19 protein-coding genes are annotated in these 17,878 nt (G+C 59.6%); 13 read left to right on the top strand and 6 right to left on the bottom strand.

Annotated elements, in window-relative coordinates; all coding sequences use genetic code 11:
- Positions 1-53: 53 nt before the first annotated feature.
- From GGD46_RS08220 to GGD46_RS08210, 3 genes are read left to right on the top strand one after another with little or no spacing between them, the layout of a single operon-like run.
- A complete protein-coding gene (locus GGD46_RS08220) occupies positions 54-965 on the top strand; it encodes an ABC transporter permease (RefSeq protein ID WP_184703264.1) in 912 nt (303 codons plus the stop codon).
- Between the two features lies 1 nt (position 966).
- A complete protein-coding gene (locus tag GGD46_RS08215) occupies positions 967-1,788 on the top strand; it encodes an ABC transporter permease (RefSeq protein WP_184703263.1) in 822 nt (273 codons plus the stop codon).
- Between the two features lie 3 nt (positions 1,789-1,791).
- Positions 1,792-2,547, top strand: coding sequence for an aspartate/glutamate racemase family protein (locus GGD46_RS08210; RefSeq protein ID WP_184703262.1), 756 nt, complete (start codon positions 1,792-1,794; stop codon positions 2,545-2,547).
- 60 nt (positions 2,548-2,607) lie between these two features.
- Here the strand turns inward: GGD46_RS08210 and GGD46_RS08205 are convergent, their stop codons facing one another.
- Entirely contained in the window at positions 2,608-3,417 is an 810-nt protein-coding gene (locus tag GGD46_RS08205) for a helix-turn-helix transcriptional regulator (protein ID WP_184703261.1), read from the bottom strand.
- A 285-nt stretch (positions 3,418-3,702) separates the two neighbouring features.
- Between GGD46_RS08205 and leuA the strand changes: the two genes are divergently transcribed.
- The gene (leuA, locus tag GGD46_RS08200) at positions 3,703-5,376 is read left to right on the top strand and encodes a 2-isopropylmalate synthase (RefSeq protein ID WP_184703260.1); all 1,674 of its coding nucleotides are present in this window, start codon (positions 3,703-3,705) and stop codon (positions 5,374-5,376) included.
- Positions 5,377-5,447: 71 nt separating this feature from the next.
- Here the strand turns inward: leuA and GGD46_RS08195 are convergent, their stop codons facing one another.
- The 4 genes from GGD46_RS08195 to GGD46_RS08180 all read right to left on the bottom strand — a co-directional run bounded on the left by GGD46_RS08195 (position 5,448) and on the right by GGD46_RS08180 (position 9,070).
- The gene (locus GGD46_RS08195) at positions 5,448-7,073 is read right to left on the bottom strand and encodes an SDR family oxidoreductase (protein ID WP_184703259.1); all 1,626 of its coding nucleotides are present in this window, start codon (positions 7,071-7,073) and stop codon (positions 5,448-5,450) included.
- A complete protein-coding gene (locus tag GGD46_RS08190; RefSeq protein WP_184703258.1) occupies positions 7,070-7,489 on the bottom strand; it encodes a thiol-disulfide oxidoreductase DCC family protein in 420 nt (139 codons plus the stop codon). Before GGD46_RS08190 ends, GGD46_RS08195 begins: the two co-directional genes overlap by 4 nt.
- 163 nt (positions 7,490-7,652) lie before the next feature.
- The gene (locus GGD46_RS08185) at positions 7,653-7,907 is read right to left on the bottom strand and encodes a GCG_CRPN prefix-to-repeats domain-containing protein (protein ID WP_184703257.1); all 255 of its coding nucleotides are present in this window, start codon (positions 7,905-7,907) and stop codon (positions 7,653-7,655) included.
- A gap of 260 nt (positions 7,908-8,167) precedes the next feature.
- The gene (locus GGD46_RS08180; RefSeq protein WP_184703256.1) at positions 8,168-9,070 is read right to left on the bottom strand and encodes a phosphatase PAP2 family protein; all 903 of its coding nucleotides are present in this window, start codon (positions 9,068-9,070) and stop codon (positions 8,168-8,170) included.
- Positions 9,071-9,359: 289 nt separating this feature from the next.
- Here GGD46_RS08180 and GGD46_RS08175 point away from each other — a divergent pair, with 289 nt between their 5' ends.
- The 6 genes from GGD46_RS08175 (at position 9,360) to GGD46_RS08150 (ending at position 14,330) form a co-directional block, all read left to right on the top strand.
- Positions 9,360-10,313, top strand: a complete 954-nt coding sequence (locus GGD46_RS08175) for a helix-turn-helix domain-containing protein (RefSeq protein ID WP_184703255.1) — start codon at positions 9,360-9,362, stop codon at positions 10,311-10,313.
- A gap of 154 nt (positions 10,314-10,467) precedes the next feature.
- Entirely contained in the window at positions 10,468-11,976 is a 1,509-nt protein-coding gene (gene adh / locus GGD46_RS08170; protein ID WP_184703254.1) for an aldehyde dehydrogenase, read from the top strand.
- A gap of 79 nt (positions 11,977-12,055) precedes the next feature.
- Positions 12,056-12,448: a DUF779 domain-containing protein gene (locus tag GGD46_RS08165; RefSeq protein WP_184703253.1), complete on the top strand. Its 393-nt coding sequence runs from the start codon at positions 12,056-12,058 to the stop codon at positions 12,446-12,448.
- Positions 12,449-12,541: 93 nt separating this feature from the next.
- Positions 12,542-13,138, top strand: a complete 597-nt coding sequence (locus tag GGD46_RS08160; protein ID WP_184703252.1) for a DJ-1/PfpI family protein — start codon at positions 12,542-12,544, stop codon at positions 13,136-13,138.
- Positions 13,139-13,158: 20 nt separating this feature from the next.
- Positions 13,159-13,509, top strand: coding sequence for a ribbon-helix-helix domain-containing protein (locus GGD46_RS08155; protein WP_184703251.1), 351 nt, complete (start codon positions 13,159-13,161; stop codon positions 13,507-13,509).
- A 236-nt stretch (positions 13,510-13,745) separates the two neighbouring features.
- Entirely contained in the window at positions 13,746-14,330 is a 585-nt protein-coding gene (locus GGD46_RS08150; protein ID WP_184703250.1) for a hypothetical protein, read from the top strand.
- Here GGD46_RS08150 and GGD46_RS08145 read toward each other — a convergent pair.
- Positions 14,327-14,941 carry a TetR/AcrR family transcriptional regulator gene (locus tag GGD46_RS08145; protein ID WP_184703249.1) on the bottom strand — a complete coding sequence of 205 codons (615 nt, stop codon included), beginning with the start codon at positions 14,939-14,941 and terminating at the stop codon, positions 14,327-14,329. The genes GGD46_RS08150 and GGD46_RS08145 overlap by 4 nt on opposite strands.
- A gap of 61 nt (positions 14,942-15,002) precedes the next feature.
- On the opposite strand from GGD46_RS08145, the gene GGD46_RS08140 reads away from it, so the two are divergent.
- The 3 genes from GGD46_RS08140 to GGD46_RS08130 all read left to right on the top strand — a co-directional run bounded on the left by GGD46_RS08140 (position 15,003) and on the right by GGD46_RS08130 (position 17,853).
- Positions 15,003-15,932 (top strand): alpha/beta fold hydrolase, encoded by a 930-nt coding sequence (locus GGD46_RS08140; protein ID WP_246806240.1) that lies wholly within the window; start codon positions 15,003-15,005, stop codon positions 15,930-15,932.
- 336 nt (positions 15,933-16,268) lie between these two features.
- A complete protein-coding gene (locus GGD46_RS08135; protein ID WP_184703247.1) occupies positions 16,269-17,303 on the top strand; it encodes an aldo/keto reductase in 1,035 nt (344 codons plus the stop codon).
- A 262-nt stretch (positions 17,304-17,565) separates the two neighbouring features.
- Positions 17,566-17,853, top strand: coding sequence for an acyltransferase family protein (locus GGD46_RS08130; protein ID WP_246806239.1), 288 nt, complete (start codon positions 17,566-17,568; stop codon positions 17,851-17,853).
- Positions 17,854-17,878: the final 25 nt, after the last annotated feature.

Raw genomic sequence — 17,878 nt, 5'->3', positions numbered from 1 at the left:
TCTCCTCCCTCGGTCATTCCGGGGGAGGATCCCATCAATGGAGAGACCGGAACATGGCGACGATCGCTTCCTCGGATCTGGAGCAGGAAAGACAAAAGACCGGAGGCGGATTAGGCGTTCCCAGCTGGGCCATGGCCTATCTGCAAGCCGCGCCGCTCTTCCTCATCCTTGGCTTCTTCTTCCTGCTACCGATTGCCATGATCGGCATCGTCAGCTTCTGGGATTATGATTTTGCCGGTCTCTATCCCGCGTTCCTGACCACCAACTATATCGATACGCTCGGCTCATGGGTGACCTGGAAGACCTATCTCAATACCTTGAAGTTCACCGCCATCGTCTGGGCCTTGACGTTGTTCATCGGCTTCTGGGTTGCCTATTTTCTCGCTTTCCATATTCGCCGCACTTCCACACAGATGATCCTCTTTCTGGTCTGCACCGTGCCGTTCATGACGTCGAATATCATCCGCATGATCTCGTGGATCCCCGTGCTCGGGCGCAATGGCCTGGTCAATTCGACACTGATCGAGATGGGCCTCATTCCCCGACCGGTCGAATGGCTGCTCTACTCCGACTTTGCTGTCGTGCTCGCCATGGTGCATCTCTATACGCTCTTCATGGTGACCCCGATCTTCAATACGCTGATGCGCATTGACCGCTCGCTCTTCGAAGCGGCCCGCGATGCAGGCGCCAGCGGATGGCAGATACTCTGGAACGTGGTCATACCGCTGGCCAAGCCCGGAATTGCAATCGGCAGTATTTTCGTCGTCACGCTCGTTATGGCGGATTTTTCCACGGTCCAGGTCATGTCAGGCGGCCAGAGTGCATCCATCGCCCTGATGATGAAAAACCAGATGTCGCTGCTGCAATATCCGGCGGCGGCGGCCAATGCCGTGGTGCTGCTGATCATCGTCCTACTGATGGTGGCCGCCATCCTGCGCATCGTCGACATCCGCAAGGAGCTTTGAAATGCAACGCGAAAAGCGCAGTCTGGAATTCTATGTCCTGGCGATCTTCTTCGCTGTCTTCGTATTGTTCCTTTATGGTCCGCTATCAGCCATCGTCATCCTGTCCTTTCAGGGGCCGGACGGTGGCCTGACTTTTCCCCTGAATGGCGTATCCTTACACTGGTTTGCCAATCTCTTCGAAAAGCAGGCAGTCGGGGATTTCGGCGCGTCGTTTCTGCGATCGCTGATCCTCGGCGTGATGGTCATGCTTGTCACCGTTATCGTGTCGCTGCTGGCCGGTCTCGCCTTTCGCAAGCGCTTTCGCGGTTCGACGTTTCTTTTCTATGTCACTGTTGCCAGCCTTGTCGTGCCCTCCATCATCATTTCGCTCGGGATCGGCGTCGTCTTTCAGCAAGGTGGTCTTGCACCGGCCTGGTATTCCTCGGCTTTCGGCGCGCATCTGACCTGGACGCTGCCTTTTGGCGTGCTGATCATGCTCGCCGTCTTCAACCGTTTTTCGCCGGCCTATGAAGAGGCGGCTCGCGATCTCGGCGCGACCTCATGGCAAACCTTCCGTCACGTCGTGTTGCCGATGATCGCGCCAAGCCTGATTGGTGTCGGTCTGTTCGGCTTCACGCTGTCCTACGACGAGTTCGCCCGCACACTGATGACCTCAGGTACTTATAACACCCTGCCGCTTGAGATTTACGGCATGACGACGAATGTGACGACGCCGGTGCTCTACGCGCTTGGGACGGTAACGACACTCTTTTCCTTCACCATCATCCTGCTGGCACTTGCAATCATGACCATGCTCGGTCGCCGACAAGCCAAGAAGAGTTGACACATGCGCCTATTGCTCATCAATCCGAATACAACGGTGTCCATGACGGAGAAGGCCGCAAAAGCCGCCCGGGCAGTGGCGGGCGTCGGCACGGAGATCATCGCCGTGACCTCGCAGACGGGGCCTGCATCCATCGAAGGCTACTATGATGGCGCCCTTGCCGTGCCTGGAATGCTGCGCGAATTGAAGCTGCGACAGGCGGCGGGCTACGATGCCGTCATCATCTGCTGTTTCGACGATACCGGGCTGGATGCCGCACGCATGTTTTGTGATGTGCCCGTCGTCGGTCTGTGTGAAGCAGCAGTCTCAATGGCAGGTTTCATCGCGCAGCGCTTCAGCGTCGTAACGACATTGGAGCGGTCGCGGATTTTGATCGACAATCTCGTTCAGCGTTACGGCATGGGTGCGCGTGCCAAGGTTCGCGCTTCGGACATTCCTGTCCTCGAGCTTGAGAACTCGTCTTCTGGGGCGATCGGCAAGCTGCGGGCGACAATCGAGCGGGCGCTTGCCGAAGACGGTGCGGAGGCGATCGTGCTTGGTTGCGCCGGCATGACGGATCTCGCAAGAGACCTCCAGGTGCTCTATGGCGTTCCCGTTGTCGACGGCGTCGCCGCAGCTGTCAAACAGGCCGAAGCTCTGGTGTCACTGGGTCTCGGCACCAGCAAGCGCAGTTCCTATGCGGCCCCTTTGCCCAAGCCGTTTTTGGGCGCAATGCAGGAGTTCGCGCCCGTGTCCTCCATTGAAGTGAGCGGTGCTTAAACTCGCCCCTATGGCCGGTTTTGATCCGCCGCCTGGACAGGGACTGCTCCTCTATGATGCTCACGGTGCTTCTTCTCGCGCTCTCGCCGTATGAAAATAGTCGCGTGGCGAGCGGCCGAGCGATCGACGGAACATGGCGGAGAAGGCGCTCGGGCTGTCATAGCCGCATTCCAGAGCGACATCGAGGATGGTTCTGCCTTCTGCCAGCAGAGCCAAAGCCTTCAATATCCGCGCCTGCTGGCGCCACTGGCCGAAGCTCAGGCCGGTTTCCCGTTGAAACAGCCGCATGAGGGTTGCACGGCTCATGTGCAGCGCCTCGGCCGCGTCCTCGATCGAGATCGATTTTGCGAGATCTCTGCGCATCACCTCGCAGAAAGCCGCAAGCGCTTGATGTCGCGGCAGCCGCAAATTGAGGGGCTGCGCCGGCAGGAACGTCAGCTCCAGTAGCAATAGGCGAATGACCGCTTGCGCCATTTCCTGGCGATCCGGTTTCTCCGCGAGGCTCACCAGCCTGAGAATGAGCGCGCGCAGCAGCGGCGTGACTTCCACCACCATGCATTCTTTCGGCAGGGTGGCATTGCCCTCGACATCGATCAGCAGTGAGCGAAACTGAACATTCGTGTGGCTTGCGGTCGCGTGCTCGAGATTGGGCGGCAGCCACACGGCGCGGCTCGACGGTACGATCCAGGTGCCATTGTCCGTGGTCACAGATATCACACCGTCGACGGCGTAGAGCAATTGTGCCTGTCGATGGCTATGCCTAGGGCCGGAGAAACGATGCTCATCATGCGCAATGACGGCAATGCCTTCGGCAACATTGGCGCCATGCTGCAGGTAGTTTTGATCCTTCTGCGACGATAGTTGATCCATAGGCGCGAGACTATCAGATCTGGTGGCGATAGCCTATAGGTCCTTTCAAGCAGGACCATATCGTCAAGTGTTCATCCCTTCCCGCAATTTGCATGGATCCGAGTGGCGGCGTTCCGCAGCCGTCGCACCCTTGCATCTGCTGGCGAGCCACGCTGACATGTCCGTTCGTGAGCTTCTTTCCATTGCGCTTCGACTTAGCGGCGGTCGTCGGGATTGACGGCTTCCCGGCGACCGTAAGCCGCTGTTCGCTTTTTCCAAGAATATCGATACGCAACGGAACGGATCATGTTGACGAATCCCGAAACCAAATATCGCCCCTTTGTTTCTCCCATCGAATTGCCCGACCGAAAATGGCCGAGCAGGCGGCTCGCCAAGGCGCCGCGCTGGCTCTCCACGGATTTGCGAGACGGCAATCAGGCGCTGGCCAACCCGATGGATGTCGAGCGCAAGCTGCGCTTCTACGACATGCTGATCGCTTGCGGCTTCAAGGAGATCGAGGTCGCTTTCCCATCGGCCTCACAGATCGAATTCGATTTCGTTCGGGCGCTGATGGAGCAGGGCCGCATCCCCGAGGATGTGACGATACAGGTGCTGACCCAGTCTCGCGCCGATCTCATCGCGCGTACCTTCGAATCCCTGGTCGGTGCCCGTAAGGCCATCGTTCACCTTTACAACGCGACGGCACCGCTCTTCCGGCGTGTGGTCTTCGGCATGGAGCGGCATGAGATCGTCGACCTCGCCGTCAGCGGCGTCACGGCGATGCTGGAGGAAAGCCGCAAGCAGCCGGGGACCGACTGGACCTTCGAATATTCGCCGGAGACTTTCTGCTTCACCGAGCCGGATTTCGCGCTGGAAATCTGCGAGCGCGTGCTCGATGTCTGGCAGCCGACGGCAGAGCGGCCCGCCATCCTCAATCTGCCGGCGACGGTCGAAGTCGCGATGCCCAACGTCTATGCCGACCAGATCGAATGGTTCTGCCGCCATATTTCGCGGCGCGATGCCGTCATTATCAGCGTCCATCCCCATAATGATCGAGGCACGGCGGTCGCCTCGGCCGAACAGGCTTTGCTGGCCGGCGCCGACCGTGTCGAAGGTTGCCTCTTCGGCAATGGCGAGCGCACCGGCAATGTCGATCTGGTGACGCTGGCCTTGAACCTCTACACGCAGGGTATCGATCCCGGTCTTTCCTTCCCGTCGATCCGCGATGTGGTCAAGACGGTGGAATATTGCAACGGGCTGCCGGTCCATCCCCGCCATCCCTATGCCGGTGAACTGGTGCACACGGCCTTCTCCGGCTCGCATCAGGATGCCATCCGCAAGGGATTTGCTGCCCATGAGCGTCGCAATGACGGTGTCTGGGAAATGCCCTATCTGCCCGTCGATCCCGCAGATATCGGCGAGAGCTATGAGGCCGTCATCCGTGTCAACAGTCAGTCGGGCAAGGGTGGTGTTGCCTGGGTGATCGAACAGGACAAGGGCCTGAAATTGCCGCGTGCCATGCAGGTCGATTTCAGCAGGCGCGTGCAGCTTCTGGCCGACAGCACCAAGCGCGAACTGATGGCGGAAGATATCTGGAAGGAATTCGTGCACGCCTATCACGTCGACGATATCGAGAGCTTCGAACTTGTCGACTATGAAGGCGGCTTTCGCCGAAGCGTGGGTGCCGAGCGCGTCTTCACCGGCCGCATTCGTCATCGGGAGCGGGACGTTGCGGTGACCGGTCGCGGCAACGGCCTCGTCTCGGCAACTCTCTCTGCGATTGCTGACGCATTCGGTGTGACACTCAACGTCCTGGACTATCAGGAACATGCGCTTCGTCGCGGAACGGATGCAAAGGCAGCCGCCTATCTGCAATGCGTACGGCCAGACGGTACGCAGGTCTTCGGCGTAGGTATCGATGACGACGTCGCCGCCGCCACGGTCAAGGCCGTCCTCAGCGCCGCAAGCGCAAGCGGCTGAACTCTAAGACCATCGCTACCTGCCGCTCGGTCAGCCGGTAGCGATGGTCGCTCACAGAGGTATGGGCAACGTCAGGCAAGTGGCCGCAGCCAGCCGCGATAGTGAACGATCAAGCCGATCAGCGGCAAGGCGATCGAGACATCGAAGTGAAAGCGGTCGTCTTGCGTCCACTCATAGGCGGTGCTGCGCGGTGCGAGGGCAAGCGGTAGCCGAACACCGAGAAAAAACCATTTGCGTATTTCCATGCTGAGGCCGTTGCCGCGCGGCAGGAGGTCGAATGCGAAGCGAAATGGGCCGAAGCGCTCGACAAGGTGGCCGTCCTGCTCGCTCAAGCAACTGGAGAAGCGGTCGCCGGAAAAATCGCGCTCCCATCGTTCGATGCCATTTTCCTCTTCGAAGGAGACATGCAGAGAGTGATTGCCGGCGGGCGGAAACCCGAACACGCTGGCAACGAGGCGTGCCGCAAAGGACGTCCCGCGATCGACGTGCGCTTCGCCCTTTGCCCCGCCGTCGCCGAAGACCGCGTGCATAGCGCGTACGGGTTTCGACAGGCGTGCAAAGCCCGCCCCCATGACGCGCTGATAGAGCGGTTTGTAAGGTGTCTCCCGTATTTCGTCGTTGAGGGAAAGAGACTGAAACAGCTCGCGGAACTGCCTAAGCTCCAGCAGGCCATTTCCCGAACGAGCTCCGGGGGCAAGTTCTCCGTCGCGCAGGGCGCGCGCCAAGAGCTGTGCCGGAAGGGTCGGGATTTCAACGCCATCGCCATTATCAGCGACGAGCGTCCAGCGCCGGACGAGCATAGTTCCCTGAGAAATACCCTTCGTCGCGATCGTCATCGCGGATCGCGCTGTGCCAAGTCGTGCGGTAAGGCCCTGCAGTGGCAGCAGGAAGCGGCTGATTTGCCGCAGTGACGTCACCCAACCCCAAATGACAGGCCAGGAGAGCAGCCAGAGAAACAGGGTCTGGAAGGCAAATTCCGGTCCGGCCCGGAAGAGAACGCTCGGTCGATCGCATGTGCCGTCAACCAGAAGATCGTGATCCGGCACGTCGGCAAGTGCAACCAGCCGCCGTAAAGCGGGCTTTCCGGCAACGGCATAGCCCTGACGCTTCAACATGTGCCAGCCGGTTTTTTCTTGAAAGCGCCGGCCACGCCACAGCCGCACCGGCTTGCCGACATAGCTGAGGATTGCAGAGGCGACAGAGACCCCCGCCGTCGCGCGATTGGAGGCGCTGATCGACATCTCGATCGAATGCACCTGATCCATATCGTGGGTGAGGGTGGCAACGGCGGCGCTCGAAAGAGCAGGGACGCTCGAGGCACCGGAGATGACCGCAACTCCCGCCGCACGAGCCTGCTCATCAAACGTACCGATCGCGCCGACGAAATCGCGAGCATCGGCAAGGTCGATATAGTGGATTCCGGCAGCGATGCAGGCTTGGACGACGCGATAGTCGCTCGATTGAAACGGACCTGCGGCGTCGATGAGGAGAAAGGGCCGGTGTTCCCTAAGGATTGCCGTCAGGTCGCCGTTGCGGTCGGCCCGAAGGGCAAGTGCGTTGGGTAGCCGGCGGGCAAGCGCTGCTGCCGGCTCCTGGTTTCGCCCGGCAATCAGAACTTGGAAGCCATCGCCGGCCAGTCGTCGCGACAGGCGCGAACCGAAACCGCCATAACCGCCTAGGACGAGAATCTTCTTCAAAGTATGCGGTTCGCTTGTTCAGGCGTCGGTACCCAGCAGGTCTCGCGCTTTCCGAAAAATCGATAGCGATTCCGGGCCAGAGCGCGATAAGCGGGATCGCGCAATGCACGCGGTACAAGGCGCAGCAGCGAAAGCGCTTTCCAGGGCCAGCCAAGACCGGCATAGATGGAAAGCACGGCGTCGCTATTGCGCAGCACCTTTGTTCCATCCACGATGATGAGGCTATCGGGGTTGGCGGGATCGATGCCACAGCGCCGGTAGAGCCGGGCGCCGGTTTCGTTCTGCATCGAGGCGAGGCGAAAGCGACCGATATGGTCGTGGCTCAGCACGAATTGTGCATTGGCAGAGCACAGGACGCACATGGCATCGAAAACGATGATGGGGCCGTGATGGTCGATGTCGTCTCTGTCGCTCATGCGCGAGGCCGTGCTCGTTAGCGCTAGTTCCGATGACAGCTTGCCCGGTTGTGAACCGCGCGTCAATTGCAGACCAACGCGTGCAAGGCAACGCTGGTCTGCAGGACATGCAAGACAGATCCCGTCAAATGCCGATCAGGAGGATCGGGTCGGTTGTACCGTCTCAGCGGTAGCGCCAGCCATCATGCCACCGTTCGCGGTGCACCCAATAGCGGTGTCCGTCCCAATAGCCGCGGCCGGGATAGAAGATCCCAACGGCCGGACCGACTGGTACGACGACGACAGGCCGTCCGTTCGGGCGGCAATAGCCATATGGGCCGCGATGGAAGCCGAAGCCGCATCCATCGCGGGCTTCGGCCGGTGAAATGGCTGCAAAGCAGGCTGCCGCCGCCAAGGCGAGCAAAGTGAGCTTTTTCATGATGTACTCTCTTCCTGAAGAAACTGATTGTTATCCCTTCAGTGCTTGAACGAGGCAGGCCGGCAAATCCGTCGTGGCCTGCGCGAGAAATTTGAGTTCGGCCGGAAGGGAGGCGCCGGGAGCTCGGCGCCATCTCGCATGAAGTCTTCGATGGAGGGATTGCGGGTGCGTTTCATTGGCCATCTCAGCGCGCCAACGGCCGGATGGTTGGCTCGTTCGTCAGAAGAACGGAATGCCGGAGACCATGATCCCGTGACTAATCAGGGCTGTGTTTCCAACACCGGGGAGGGAAGGCTTGGTTTCAAAGCGCAGGCCTTCTGCCCCTTCGCGTTCCTCGTCAGCCTACGGCGCAGCAGCACACGCAAGATCATCAGGACGGTCTTATATCGCTCTCCAGGGCACAGATGACCGTCGGAGGAATAGGTGAAGAGCAATCTGCGACGGGCAAAGGCGTGAGCCAGCCACAAGGCGAACGCAACGCCAACGCCCCAGCCCATGAGGGTATCGCTCGCCCAATGGGCACCTACCCATTGCCGTGACAGGCAGATCAGGACGCCGGCCGATATGAATACCGGCCGCAGACGCGGAAAGACGAGCGCCAGCGACATGGCCATTGCTCCTGCCGTTGCCGAGTGCCCGGACGGAAACGATGCGAAATCGGCATGGAAGGCGAAAGGCCGAAAGGAAAAGGCGCCGTTCGTGTCCAGAAGTTCGGGGCGCGCGCGGCCAATGGAGTTCTTCAAAAGCGAGTCGACGATGCCGCCGCCGGCAACCGACAGGAAGATGAAGGCTGCCGCAGTCGCAACGAGATCGGCTCCGGTGCGGGCTGACTTGCGCAGCCTGTGTGCCGGCATCAGGATACCGAATATCAGAAGGGCGCCGCTGAATGACAGAACGAGAAGACCGGTGCCGAAACTGCTGATCCATTTGGCCGTTCCGCGCAACTGCTCGGGAAAGGACTTCATCCAGACCCCAAGCGGGTAGTCTGCCGTCTTCATGACGAGCAGGGACAGCGCGAGGAAGACGATGAGAACAGCGACGGGGCGCTCGAGGAGCGGACGGTTGGCCGGGGGCGCGAGTGCCGGCGTTTCGAAAAACCGGCGAAAGCCGTTGATCAGGCGTGCGCGGCAGGTATCGGCGGTGCCGATCAGGGTTTGCTTCATCGGGACAAATCCGGATGCAGGCAATAAGGCAACGCTCCCTCGCGGGCAAAATACGCACCAATGAACCTGGCATTCATGGAAATGGGCCTCAAGCTCCGTCCTGTCGTTTCGTTGCTGTTACAACAACACGCTGACAGCCGCCTGAAAGGGATGGAGCCGGGAATTTGGGGCTTCGGCATGGAGCAAGCCCCATTGCCCTGAAGGTGCTAACAGGCAAGGAACCAATGAAGGATTGCCTTGGCCTATTTTTTTAGCGACAATCGCCTTCGCGTTCGGTGGGAGGAGCCAGATGCATCAATATTCCGCGCATGCGGATCAGGTTTATGCGTCGGCTCAGTCGGCTGCGGCGAGTTCGTCCGTAGCCGCCTCATGGCGGCGTTGCATGGTGATGCATCGTCTTGCTCCGGAGGAAAAGCGTTCACCGATGCGGCTGAGCGGACAGGAGTTTGCCGCCGCCGTCGAGCGTTCCGGGCGGTTGATTGCCGAAGCCACCAATGAATTGGATCGTCTCTTCCTTGCAGTCGGCAGGGCCGGCTGCTGCTTACTGCTGACCGACCGGGATGGTATTGCGCTCCAGCGTCGCGGGGCAGCGGGCGACGATAAGGAGTTTCGCGATCTCGGTCTCTGGACAGGCTCGGTCTGGACCGAGGCAAGCGTCGGCACGAACGGTATCGGAACGGCATTGGCGGACGACCGCGCCGTCGCAATTTTCCGCGATCAGCATTTCCTGTGCGCCAACATCGACTTGAGTTGCACGACCGCGCCGATCCGTGACCATCGCGGGCAGCTGGCCGGAGCGCTGGATATTTCCACCTGCCGCGATGACGTCAACGATGCGACCCTGGCAATCCTGTCGCAGACCGTTCGCGACGCGGCGGTGCGCATCGAGCTCAACCTGTTCAGGAGTGCCTTTGCCGGCGCTCGTTTCGTCATGGTCCCAACGGATACAGCCTCCACCTCGGCGCTTCTGGCCGTCGATCGCAACGATCTCGTGCTTGGAGCGACACGAGCCGCCCGCCTTGCGTTGAAACTCGACGATTATCGCATCGAAGCCGGAATCCCGGCTTCAGACGTTTTGCGAGAGCAGCGGGGAGAGACGGGAGAAGATCTGCTGGAGGCTGAGCGGGCCGCCTTGCTGCGTGCCCTTTCCCGTGCCGGCGGCAACGTCTCGCAGGCCGCGGCGGCGCTCGGCATGAGCCGTTCGACACTCCATCGCAAGATGAAGCGCCTCAATCTGCACTGATCGTTCGGCAATGCACTTGCGTGGCGCAGCTGTCGCAGAGTTGCGACACTGTGCGCTGCAGCATCGCGCAGGGGCACTACCGTTTACGGCCGGACGGACGCAGATTTCTCCCATTGGGTTCGCTTAGCGGACCGGCCGACCAAGGGAGGATGGCATGCTGCATCAAAAGATCGTCGAATCTCCGTTCAAGCTGAAATACGGCAATTATATCGGTGGCGAGTGGCGCGAGCCGATCGCCGGGAAGTACTTCGACAATCTGACGCCGATCACCGGCGGCAAGATCTGCGAAATACCGCGCTCCGACGAGAAGGATATCAACGCTGCGCTCGATGCCGCCCACGCGGCCAAGGACAAATGGGGCAAGACCTCGACCACCGAGCGTTCCAACATCCTGATGAAGATCGCACAGCGCATGGAAGACAAGCTGGAGATCTTGGCGCAGGCGGAAAGCTGGGACAACGGCAAGCCGATCCGCGAGACCATGGCAGCCGATATTCCGCTCGCCATCGACCACTTCCGCTATTTCGCCTCCTGCATCCGCGCACAGGAAGGCTCGATCGGCGAGATCGACCACGATACTGTCGCCTATCACTTCCATGAGCCGCTCGGCGTCGTCGGCCAGATCATTCCTTGGAACTTCCCGATCCTGATGGCCGCCTGGAAGCTGGCACCGGCGCTTGCCGCCGGCAATTGCGTCGTCATCAAGCCTGCCGAGCAGACGCCGGCTTCGCTGCTCGTCTGGGCGGAACTGGTTGGCGATCTCCTGCCGCCAGGCGTCCTCAACATTGTCAACGGTTTTGGCCTTGAGGCCGGCAAGCCGCTCGCGACCAGCCCGCGCATCGCCAAGATCGCCTTCACCGGCGAGACGACGACCGGCCGGCTTATCATGCAATATGCCAGCCAGAACCTGATCCCCGTCACGCTCGAGCTCGGCGGCAAATCGCCAAACATCTTCTTTGCCGATGTGGCGGCCGAAGATGACGATTTCTTCGACAAGGCGCTGGAAGGCTTTGCGATGTTTGCCCTCAACCAGGGCGAAGTCTGCACATGCCCGAGCCGCGCGCTCATTCAAGAGTCGGTCTACGACCGCTTCATGGAAAGGGCCATCAAGCGCGTGGAAGCGATCAAGCAGGGCAACCCGCTCGACTCGGCAACCATGATCGGTGCGCAAGCATCGAGCGAGCAGATGGAGAAGATCCTCTCTTATCTCGACATTGGCCGGCAGGAAGGCGCCGAGGTGCTGACGGGCGGCGCGCGCGCCGATCTTGGTGGTGAATTGGCAAGCGGCTATTACATCAAGCCGACCATCTTCAAAGGCCATAACAAGATGCGCATCTTCCAGGAGGAGATCTTCGGCCCGGTCGTATCGGTCACGACCTTCAAGGACGAGAAGGAAGCGCTCGAAATCGCAAATGACACGCTCTATGGCCTCGGAGCTGGCGTGTGGACCCGCGACGGCAATCGCGCCTATCGCTTCGGCCGCGAGATCCAGGCGGGGCGCGTCTGGACGAATTGCTACCACGCCTACCCGGCGCATGCGGCCTTTGGCGGCTACAAGCAGTCAGGCATTGGACGCGAGAACCACAAGATGATGCTCGATCACTACCAGCAGACCAAGAACATGCTGGTGAGCTATAGCCCTAAGGCGCTCGGCTTCTTCTGAGACCTCCCAACCAAGCCAGTGAGGCTCCCGGCTGCGGCTGGGAGCCTTCGTGCGTTACGATCCAACAAGGAGGATGGTCATGGCTGATAGAGGCACGGAGCCAAGGGTATTGGCGACGGAAAAGGCACTGGATCTCATCCGGGAGATCCAGCAGGATCATCCCGATATCCTGTTTCACCAATCGGGCGGCTGTTGCGACGGCTCTTCGCCGATGTGCTATCCGGCAAACGAATTCATGATCGGCGATAACGACGTCAAGCTCGGTGAGATCGGTGGTGTACCGGTCTACATCAGCGGCAGCCAGTTCGAGGCATGGAAGCACACGCAGCTCATCATCGATGTCGTGCCCGGGCGCGGTGGCATGTTCTCTCTCGATAACGGGCGCGAAAAACGCTTTCTCACACGCTCGCGCCTGTTTGGCGGCGGTGAGGCTTGCGTCATTCCGGGTATCGGCGGTTCGCAGACTCGATGAAACGACGGGATGTTTGCCTGTAGTATTTGCCTAATACCCGTGCTGCGAAATCCTTTGCTAGGGTGCGGGCGTTGGTTTTCAGGGAGGAAGACGATGCCAGCTGCAAAGATCTTGATGATAACAGGTGATTTCACCGAGGACTACGAAACCATGGTGCCGTTTCAGACGCTGCTTGCCTGCGGCTATACGGTCCATGCCGTCTGCCCCGGCAAAAATGCCGGCGAGACCGTCGCAACCGCTATCCATGATTTCGAAGGCGACCAGACCTATTCGGAAAAGCGCGGGCATAGTTTCGCGCTCAACGCGACCTTTGCCAGTGTCCGCGCCGAAGATTACGACGCGCTCGTCATTCCAGGCGGCCGCGCGCCGGAATATCTTCGCCTCAATCCCGATGTGATCAAGGCCGTCCAGCACTTCTTCGAGGCAGGCAAGCCCGTTGCCGCCATCTGCCATGGCGCGCAACTCCTTGCAGCTGCAGGTGTCCTCAAGGGACGTACGTGCTCGGCCTACCCGGCCTGCCGCCCCGAGGTGGAACTTGCCGGTGGCATTTACGCCGATATTGCCATCAATGACGCTGTCGCCGATGGTAATCTTGTCACGGCACCGGCCTGGCCGGCGCATCCGTCGTGGCTGCGGCAGTTCATGGCAGTACTCGATGCTGCCGCTTTGTCGGAAGCAAACGCCGCCTGAGACCGAAAGGGGAGGCATGCATGTGCGAATTGTTCATCAAGGCCGATGCCAAACTCTGGGAAAGCACGACGCGCTCCCTTCGTATCGACGGCATGGTGACCAGCGTCAGGCTGGAGAACTTCTTCTGGTCGAAGCTGGAGGAAATCGCACGGCGCGACGGCATGAACGTGGTGCAGTTGATCACCAAGCTGCACCACGAGTCGATCGACGCCGGTCATGATCTCGGCAATTTCACCTCGTTCCTGCGAGTGTGCTGTGCACGCTATCTCGACTTGCAGCTTGCGGGCGACATTTCGAGCGATCTTTCCCAGCCCATCGCGGGCGTCGACGCGCCTGCCATATTGGAACGAGAGCGTCTGAAATTTCATTGACCGGCATAATCCGCCTCTGAAGGACGGTTTGCGAAGCCGGAACCGGCGGCGTATCCGCCTTACTCTGGTGCTGGGAGTTTTCACAACTTATGAGGATAAATAGCCTCGTGCTATATCCTGGGTTATGCAAATCTTAACTAACCTCCGGTAGTGTTTTCGTTATCGACTATCGCATGAGGCATAGGGCTTGCGTTAGGCTCCCATGAGGGAGAGACCGAAGCGCGCGAGGATTCGCGATGACATCGATTTCCCCGGCGCCTTCGGCGGCATTGGCCATTCTCCAGCAGGTGAATGTGAGCACGACGATGCCACAGCGGCTACAGTCCAGCGCTGACAAGTTGATTGCGGTGTCAACCGGTCAGCCGAATATCGTAAGCGTCTCCAAGCAGCCGAACCCTGCGCAGTCGAAAGTCTCCGAAGCGATATTCAGCATGAACGGCGACAGTATAGCCAAGCAAAAGCTCGAGCTTATCGAACGCACGGGCAAGGCTTTGGGCATTGTGCGAAACGATTACGCGTCCATGGACGACTTTGTCGCGGCGATGAAGAAGGCCTTCGGAGAGTTAAAGGTGCAACCTGGCGCGGCAGGAGCTATTCATGGGCTCGAAAAAGAGCTCGGCCTCGACAAGCTTGGCCTGTCGCTTGAGGATGTCATCAGTAGCGCCACGGAGGGTGGTGATAACGACAAAGTCACGCGCGCGCTCGAAAAGCGATCGCATCAGAAGGATGACGACAAGAAGGACGGAGATGGCGAGGCAAACAAGTCGGTGGTGATCGATCACGCAGCTGCCAGCCTGTATGGCCTTTTGTCGTTCAGTTAGTTTGGGTTATCGCTGGATGTCGATGCGGCTGACTTGGTGAGGCCGTGCCTGATGGTGTCAGCCGCTGCATCCGCGGCTGTTTCCATGTAGCTCGGATCTCGATGAAGCAGCACGATTGCGAACGAGCCGTCGAGCAGCAGCATGATCCGGCGGGCAAGAGGCATCGCCTCGTCGCCAGCTCCGGCCTCTGCGAAAAGAGTGCAGAGCCAGTCCTCGACACGCTTTTTATGAGCGCGGGCCGCGATCAGGGCCGGATGACCCGGAAGATTGATCAATTCCACCGAGGTGCGCAAGAAGCCGCATCCTCTCCATTTGGCGTCGCGGGCTGACTGAGCCAGATTGCGAAATATGCCGGCCACTTTCGCCGCGATATCGCCGTCCGCCTCATCAAACCAGCGTTTGAAGAGCGCAAGGTTCGGCTCGTCGCGCGCCTGCAAATGCGCAGCGATCAGGTCATCCTTGCTGCGGAAGTGGTAATATAGCGTACGCTTGGTAATGCCGGCCTTCTCGGCGATCGCATCGACGCTGATCGCGCGGATACCGTCCCGGCGGAACAGCTTTCCGGCGGCTTGGAGAATACGCTCACGTGTCGGCTGGGTGCTGTCTCTCATGGTTCAATGTATACCGAGTAGTGAGTATACACAACGCGCCGATCGCCGCATCTTGCAGGCCATGAGCCAGCAATCACCCCTTTCGCCAAGTGCTAGCAGCCTGCCACTTTCCATTCGCTGCCAGGACGATGTCGTTCTCGGCGGGCATCTCTGGCTCACGGAGGCGAAAAAGCCCGACGGCAGCGTCATCATCAATCCGGCGACGGGCGTGCTCGCGCGCTATTATCATCGCTACGCGCAATTTCTGACGCGACATGGATTCGATGTCCTGACCTTCGACTATCGCGGCATCGGCCAGTCGCGTCCGCCGCAGCTCAAGGGCATCGGCTATCGCTGGCGCGATTGGGGTATGCAGGATTTCGACGCCGCGCTGCGGCTGATGGCGGATCGTCATCGCGGCGGTCCGCTGATGGTCGTTGGTCACAGTATCGGCGGTTTCCTGCCGGGTCTGGCGGAAAGTGCCGGGATGATCGACCGCATCCTGACCATGGGTGCGCAATATGCCTGGTGGGGAGAATATGCGCCGGGCCGGCGGCTCGGTCTGTTCTTGAAATGGCATCTTGTCATGCCTATCATGACGGCTGTCTGCGGCTATTTCCCTGGTCGCCGGCTGGGGTGGCTGGAGGATCTGCCGGCTGGCGTTGCCAACGAATGGAGCTTTCGTCGCCGTCGCTTCGAGCTCAACTACCCGAAAAGCGAGAGGCAGGATGCATTGAGCCGTATGGCTGCCGTCCGGGCGCCGATCCTTGCCGTCGTGGTTTCTGATGATGAACTTGGCACGGTGCCGGCAGTTAGCCGCACGTTGAGCTATTATGTCGGGGCGGAGCGCGTTGCGGTGCTGCTGACCCCGGAAGACTTCGGCCGCAAGGCAGTTGGCCACTTCAACCTGTTTCACGACAGCCATACGGCCGGCTTCTGGACCGATACGCTGCAGTGGTTGCGCGAGGGCAATAATCCCTGGCCTGCGTCAGTCCTGAAACCAGAAAACTGATGGTTCACCGGCGGCCCGCCAAACGGTGATCAGCGGCGCAATACACTAGGCGCTGACGACTAATAACCGTATCATGTGGCACAGGATCAGATCCTACGTCCGATCGAAATTATATGCCTTTGAAATCGCAATGATGATCGGGAAGCGCTGCGGCCACTCCATTCGACGCAACGAAATGCTGTGCTCGAAACAGGCGGTGCGGTCGGAATCCGACGTATTGTCCGGAATCCCGAATAGTAAAATCATAAATCGCCGCTTAATTCCTTTCGTCGGCGATATTACTTATGTAGCCTTAGTAGTGTGTCCATGGAATCCATGCCGGTCGGGGGACTCGGAATGCATCTTGAAGATTTTGCCGCGCTCGGCCGCTCCGGTTTGCGTGTCAGTCCGCTTGCCTTGGGAACCATGACTTTCGGCGAAAGTTTCGTTTGGCAGGCGCGGGCAAGCCGACCAGCGGCAATTCTGGATCGCTATCTCGACAGGGGTGGCAATTATCTCGACACAGGTAGAGGTGATATAAAGCCGGGCGGCCAGACGATTGTCGGCAATTATCTCGGGCAGAGAGCCGCTAGCCGCGACCGCCTTGTCCTCGGTGCCAAATTCGGCGTCGAGCAGCAGGAAGAGGGCCAGGGTCGCGAGGCGATCGTTGCCGCCTGCGAAGAGACCCTGCGCCGACTGCGCACCGACTATCTCGATCTCTTTTGGCTCGACAATTGGGACATGCAGGTTCCCCTAGACGAAATATTGGCGGGACTGAATGATCTGATCCGATCGGGAAAACTGCGCTATTTCGGCATTTCCGATGCTCCTGCCTGGAAGGTGGCACACGCGCAGGTCATCGCCCAGTTTCATGGCTGGGCCCCCTTTATCGGTCTGCAGATCGAATATTCGCTGGCGGCGCGGCTGTTCGAGAGCGAACTTATTCCGATGGCGAGAGGAATGGGCCTAGGTGTCGTCTCGCATTCCCCGCTGAATGGCGGTTTGATCAGCGGAAAATATAATCGCAGGAATATCGCAAATTTCGAGTCCGAACACGCGTCTCCGTTCGCTGTGCAGCCCGATGCGCAGCGCCTCGATATCGTCGATGCCTTGATTCGCATAGCAGATGAACTCGAGACGACAACCGCTCGGGTCGCGCTTGCCTGGGCATTGGCGCGGCCCGCTGTGTCGTCGACCATCATCGGCGTGCATACGCTGGAACAGCTGGATGACGATCTTGGCGCTCTCTATGTCCGACTGTCGCCCGAGCAGACGGCGACGCTCGACGTGTTGACGCTTCCGGTTCCCTCCCTCGATCTGCCGTTGGTTCTGCAGAATGCCGCACCATCGAGCTGCGTGGACTACGACACGATAAAGCGCCGGCTCCCCTAAGCCGTTCCAGGGCCTCGTTGGCAATAGCCCGAGTAGATGGGAGGATCGTGTATCCGATCCGCGGCGTCGGCAGTGATCGCCAGATATTCTGACGGCTGCGGTTTCGTAAGTCCAAGCTGTGCTAACCGATGACCTCGTCCGGGATGTAAGGCCCCGCTATCGATGAAGCGGCGTCTCTCACCAATGGCCGTCGTTCGTGCCCAATCTATTAACATGGACACCCTAAGGTGGCGTCAGGGCACCACTCACCCAGCGATGTTCAATGTCTGAAATTCCGAACCGATTTCATATTCCGGCGCTTGATGGCTGGCGCGGACTCGCCATCCTGATTGTGCTGACGGGGCATTTTGGCGGGGACACGGTCCTTCCCGGTCTGGCGTCGGCGGGTGTTGATCTTTTCTTTGTACTCTCGGGCCGCCTTATGGCGGAAATTCTCTTCGTGAGAAAAATACCTCTTCGGCTCTTCTTTTTTCGCCGCTTTAGAGCGGATCATTTCTTATCGGAATCGTTGCGGGATTCCCAAATCAGCAGATTTGTGATTGATCATTGATGCTGGAATGGAGGCCAGCATCAAT

Source organism: Martinezella lusitana (genome assembly GCF_014207095.1).
In the GTDB taxonomy this organism is placed as follows: domain Bacteria; phylum Pseudomonadota; class Alphaproteobacteria; order Rhizobiales; family Rhizobiaceae; genus Rhizobium; species Rhizobium lusitanum_B.
Note: the sequence above shows the minus strand (reverse complement) of the source record. Positions and strands in the feature narration are given on the sequence as shown.

Excerpts from the sequence above, each read along its gene's own strand:
- GGD46_RS08190 (WP_184703258.1), bottom strand. The coding sequence starts at position 7,489 with ATGAGCGACAGAGACGACATCGACCATCACGGCCCCATCATCGTTTTC.
- GGD46_RS08185 (WP_184703257.1), bottom strand. The coding sequence starts at position 7,907 with ATGAAAAAGCTCACTTTGCTCGCCTTGGCGGCGGCAGCCTGCTTTGCA.
- GGD46_RS08165 (WP_184703253.1), top strand. The coding sequence starts at position 12,056 with ATGGCTGATAGAGGCACGGAGCCAAGGGTATTGGCGACGGAAAAGGCA.
- GGD46_RS08155 (WP_184703251.1), top strand. The coding sequence starts at position 13,159 with ATGTGCGAATTGTTCATCAAGGCCGATGCCAAACTCTGGGAAAGCACG.
- adh (WP_184703254.1), top strand. The coding sequence starts at position 10,468 with ATGCTGCATCAAAAGATCGTCGAATCTCCGTTCAAGCTGAAATACGGC.
- GGD46_RS08175 (WP_184703255.1), top strand. The coding sequence starts at position 9,360 with ATGCATCAATATTCCGCGCATGCGGATCAGGTTTATGCGTCGGCTCAG.
- GGD46_RS08145 (WP_184703249.1), bottom strand. The coding sequence starts at position 14,941 with ATGAGAGACAGCACCCAGCCGACACGTGAGCGTATTCTCCAAGCCGCC.
- GGD46_RS08180 (WP_184703256.1), bottom strand. The coding sequence starts at position 9,070 with ATGAAGCAAACCCTGATCGGCACCGCCGATACCTGCCGCGCACGCCTG.
- GGD46_RS08130 (WP_246806239.1), top strand. The coding sequence starts at position 17,566 with ATGTCTGAAATTCCGAACCGATTTCATATTCCGGCGCTTGATGGCTGG.
- GGD46_RS08140 (WP_246806240.1), top strand. The coding sequence starts at position 15,003 with ATGAGCCAGCAATCACCCCTTTCGCCAAGTGCTAGCAGCCTGCCACTT.
- leuA (WP_184703260.1), top strand. The coding sequence starts at position 3,703 with ATGTTGACGAATCCCGAAACCAAATATCGCCCCTTTGTTTCTCCCATC.
- GGD46_RS08150 (WP_184703250.1), top strand. The coding sequence starts at position 13,746 with ATGACATCGATTTCCCCGGCGCCTTCGGCGGCATTGGCCATTCTCCAG.
- GGD46_RS08205 (WP_184703261.1), bottom strand. The coding sequence starts at position 3,417 with ATGGATCAACTATCGTCGCAGAAGGATCAAAACTACCTGCAGCATGGC.
- GGD46_RS08135 (WP_184703247.1), top strand. The coding sequence starts at position 16,269 with ATGCATCTTGAAGATTTTGCCGCGCTCGGCCGCTCCGGTTTGCGTGTC.
- GGD46_RS08215 (WP_184703263.1), top strand. The coding sequence starts at position 967 with ATGCAACGCGAAAAGCGCAGTCTGGAATTCTATGTCCTGGCGATCTTC.
- GGD46_RS08220 (WP_184703264.1), top strand. The coding sequence starts at position 54 with ATGGCGACGATCGCTTCCTCGGATCTGGAGCAGGAAAGACAAAAGACC.
- GGD46_RS08210 (WP_184703262.1), top strand. The coding sequence starts at position 1,792 with ATGCGCCTATTGCTCATCAATCCGAATACAACGGTGTCCATGACGGAG.
- GGD46_RS08160 (WP_184703252.1), top strand. The coding sequence starts at position 12,542 with ATGCCAGCTGCAAAGATCTTGATGATAACAGGTGATTTCACCGAGGAC.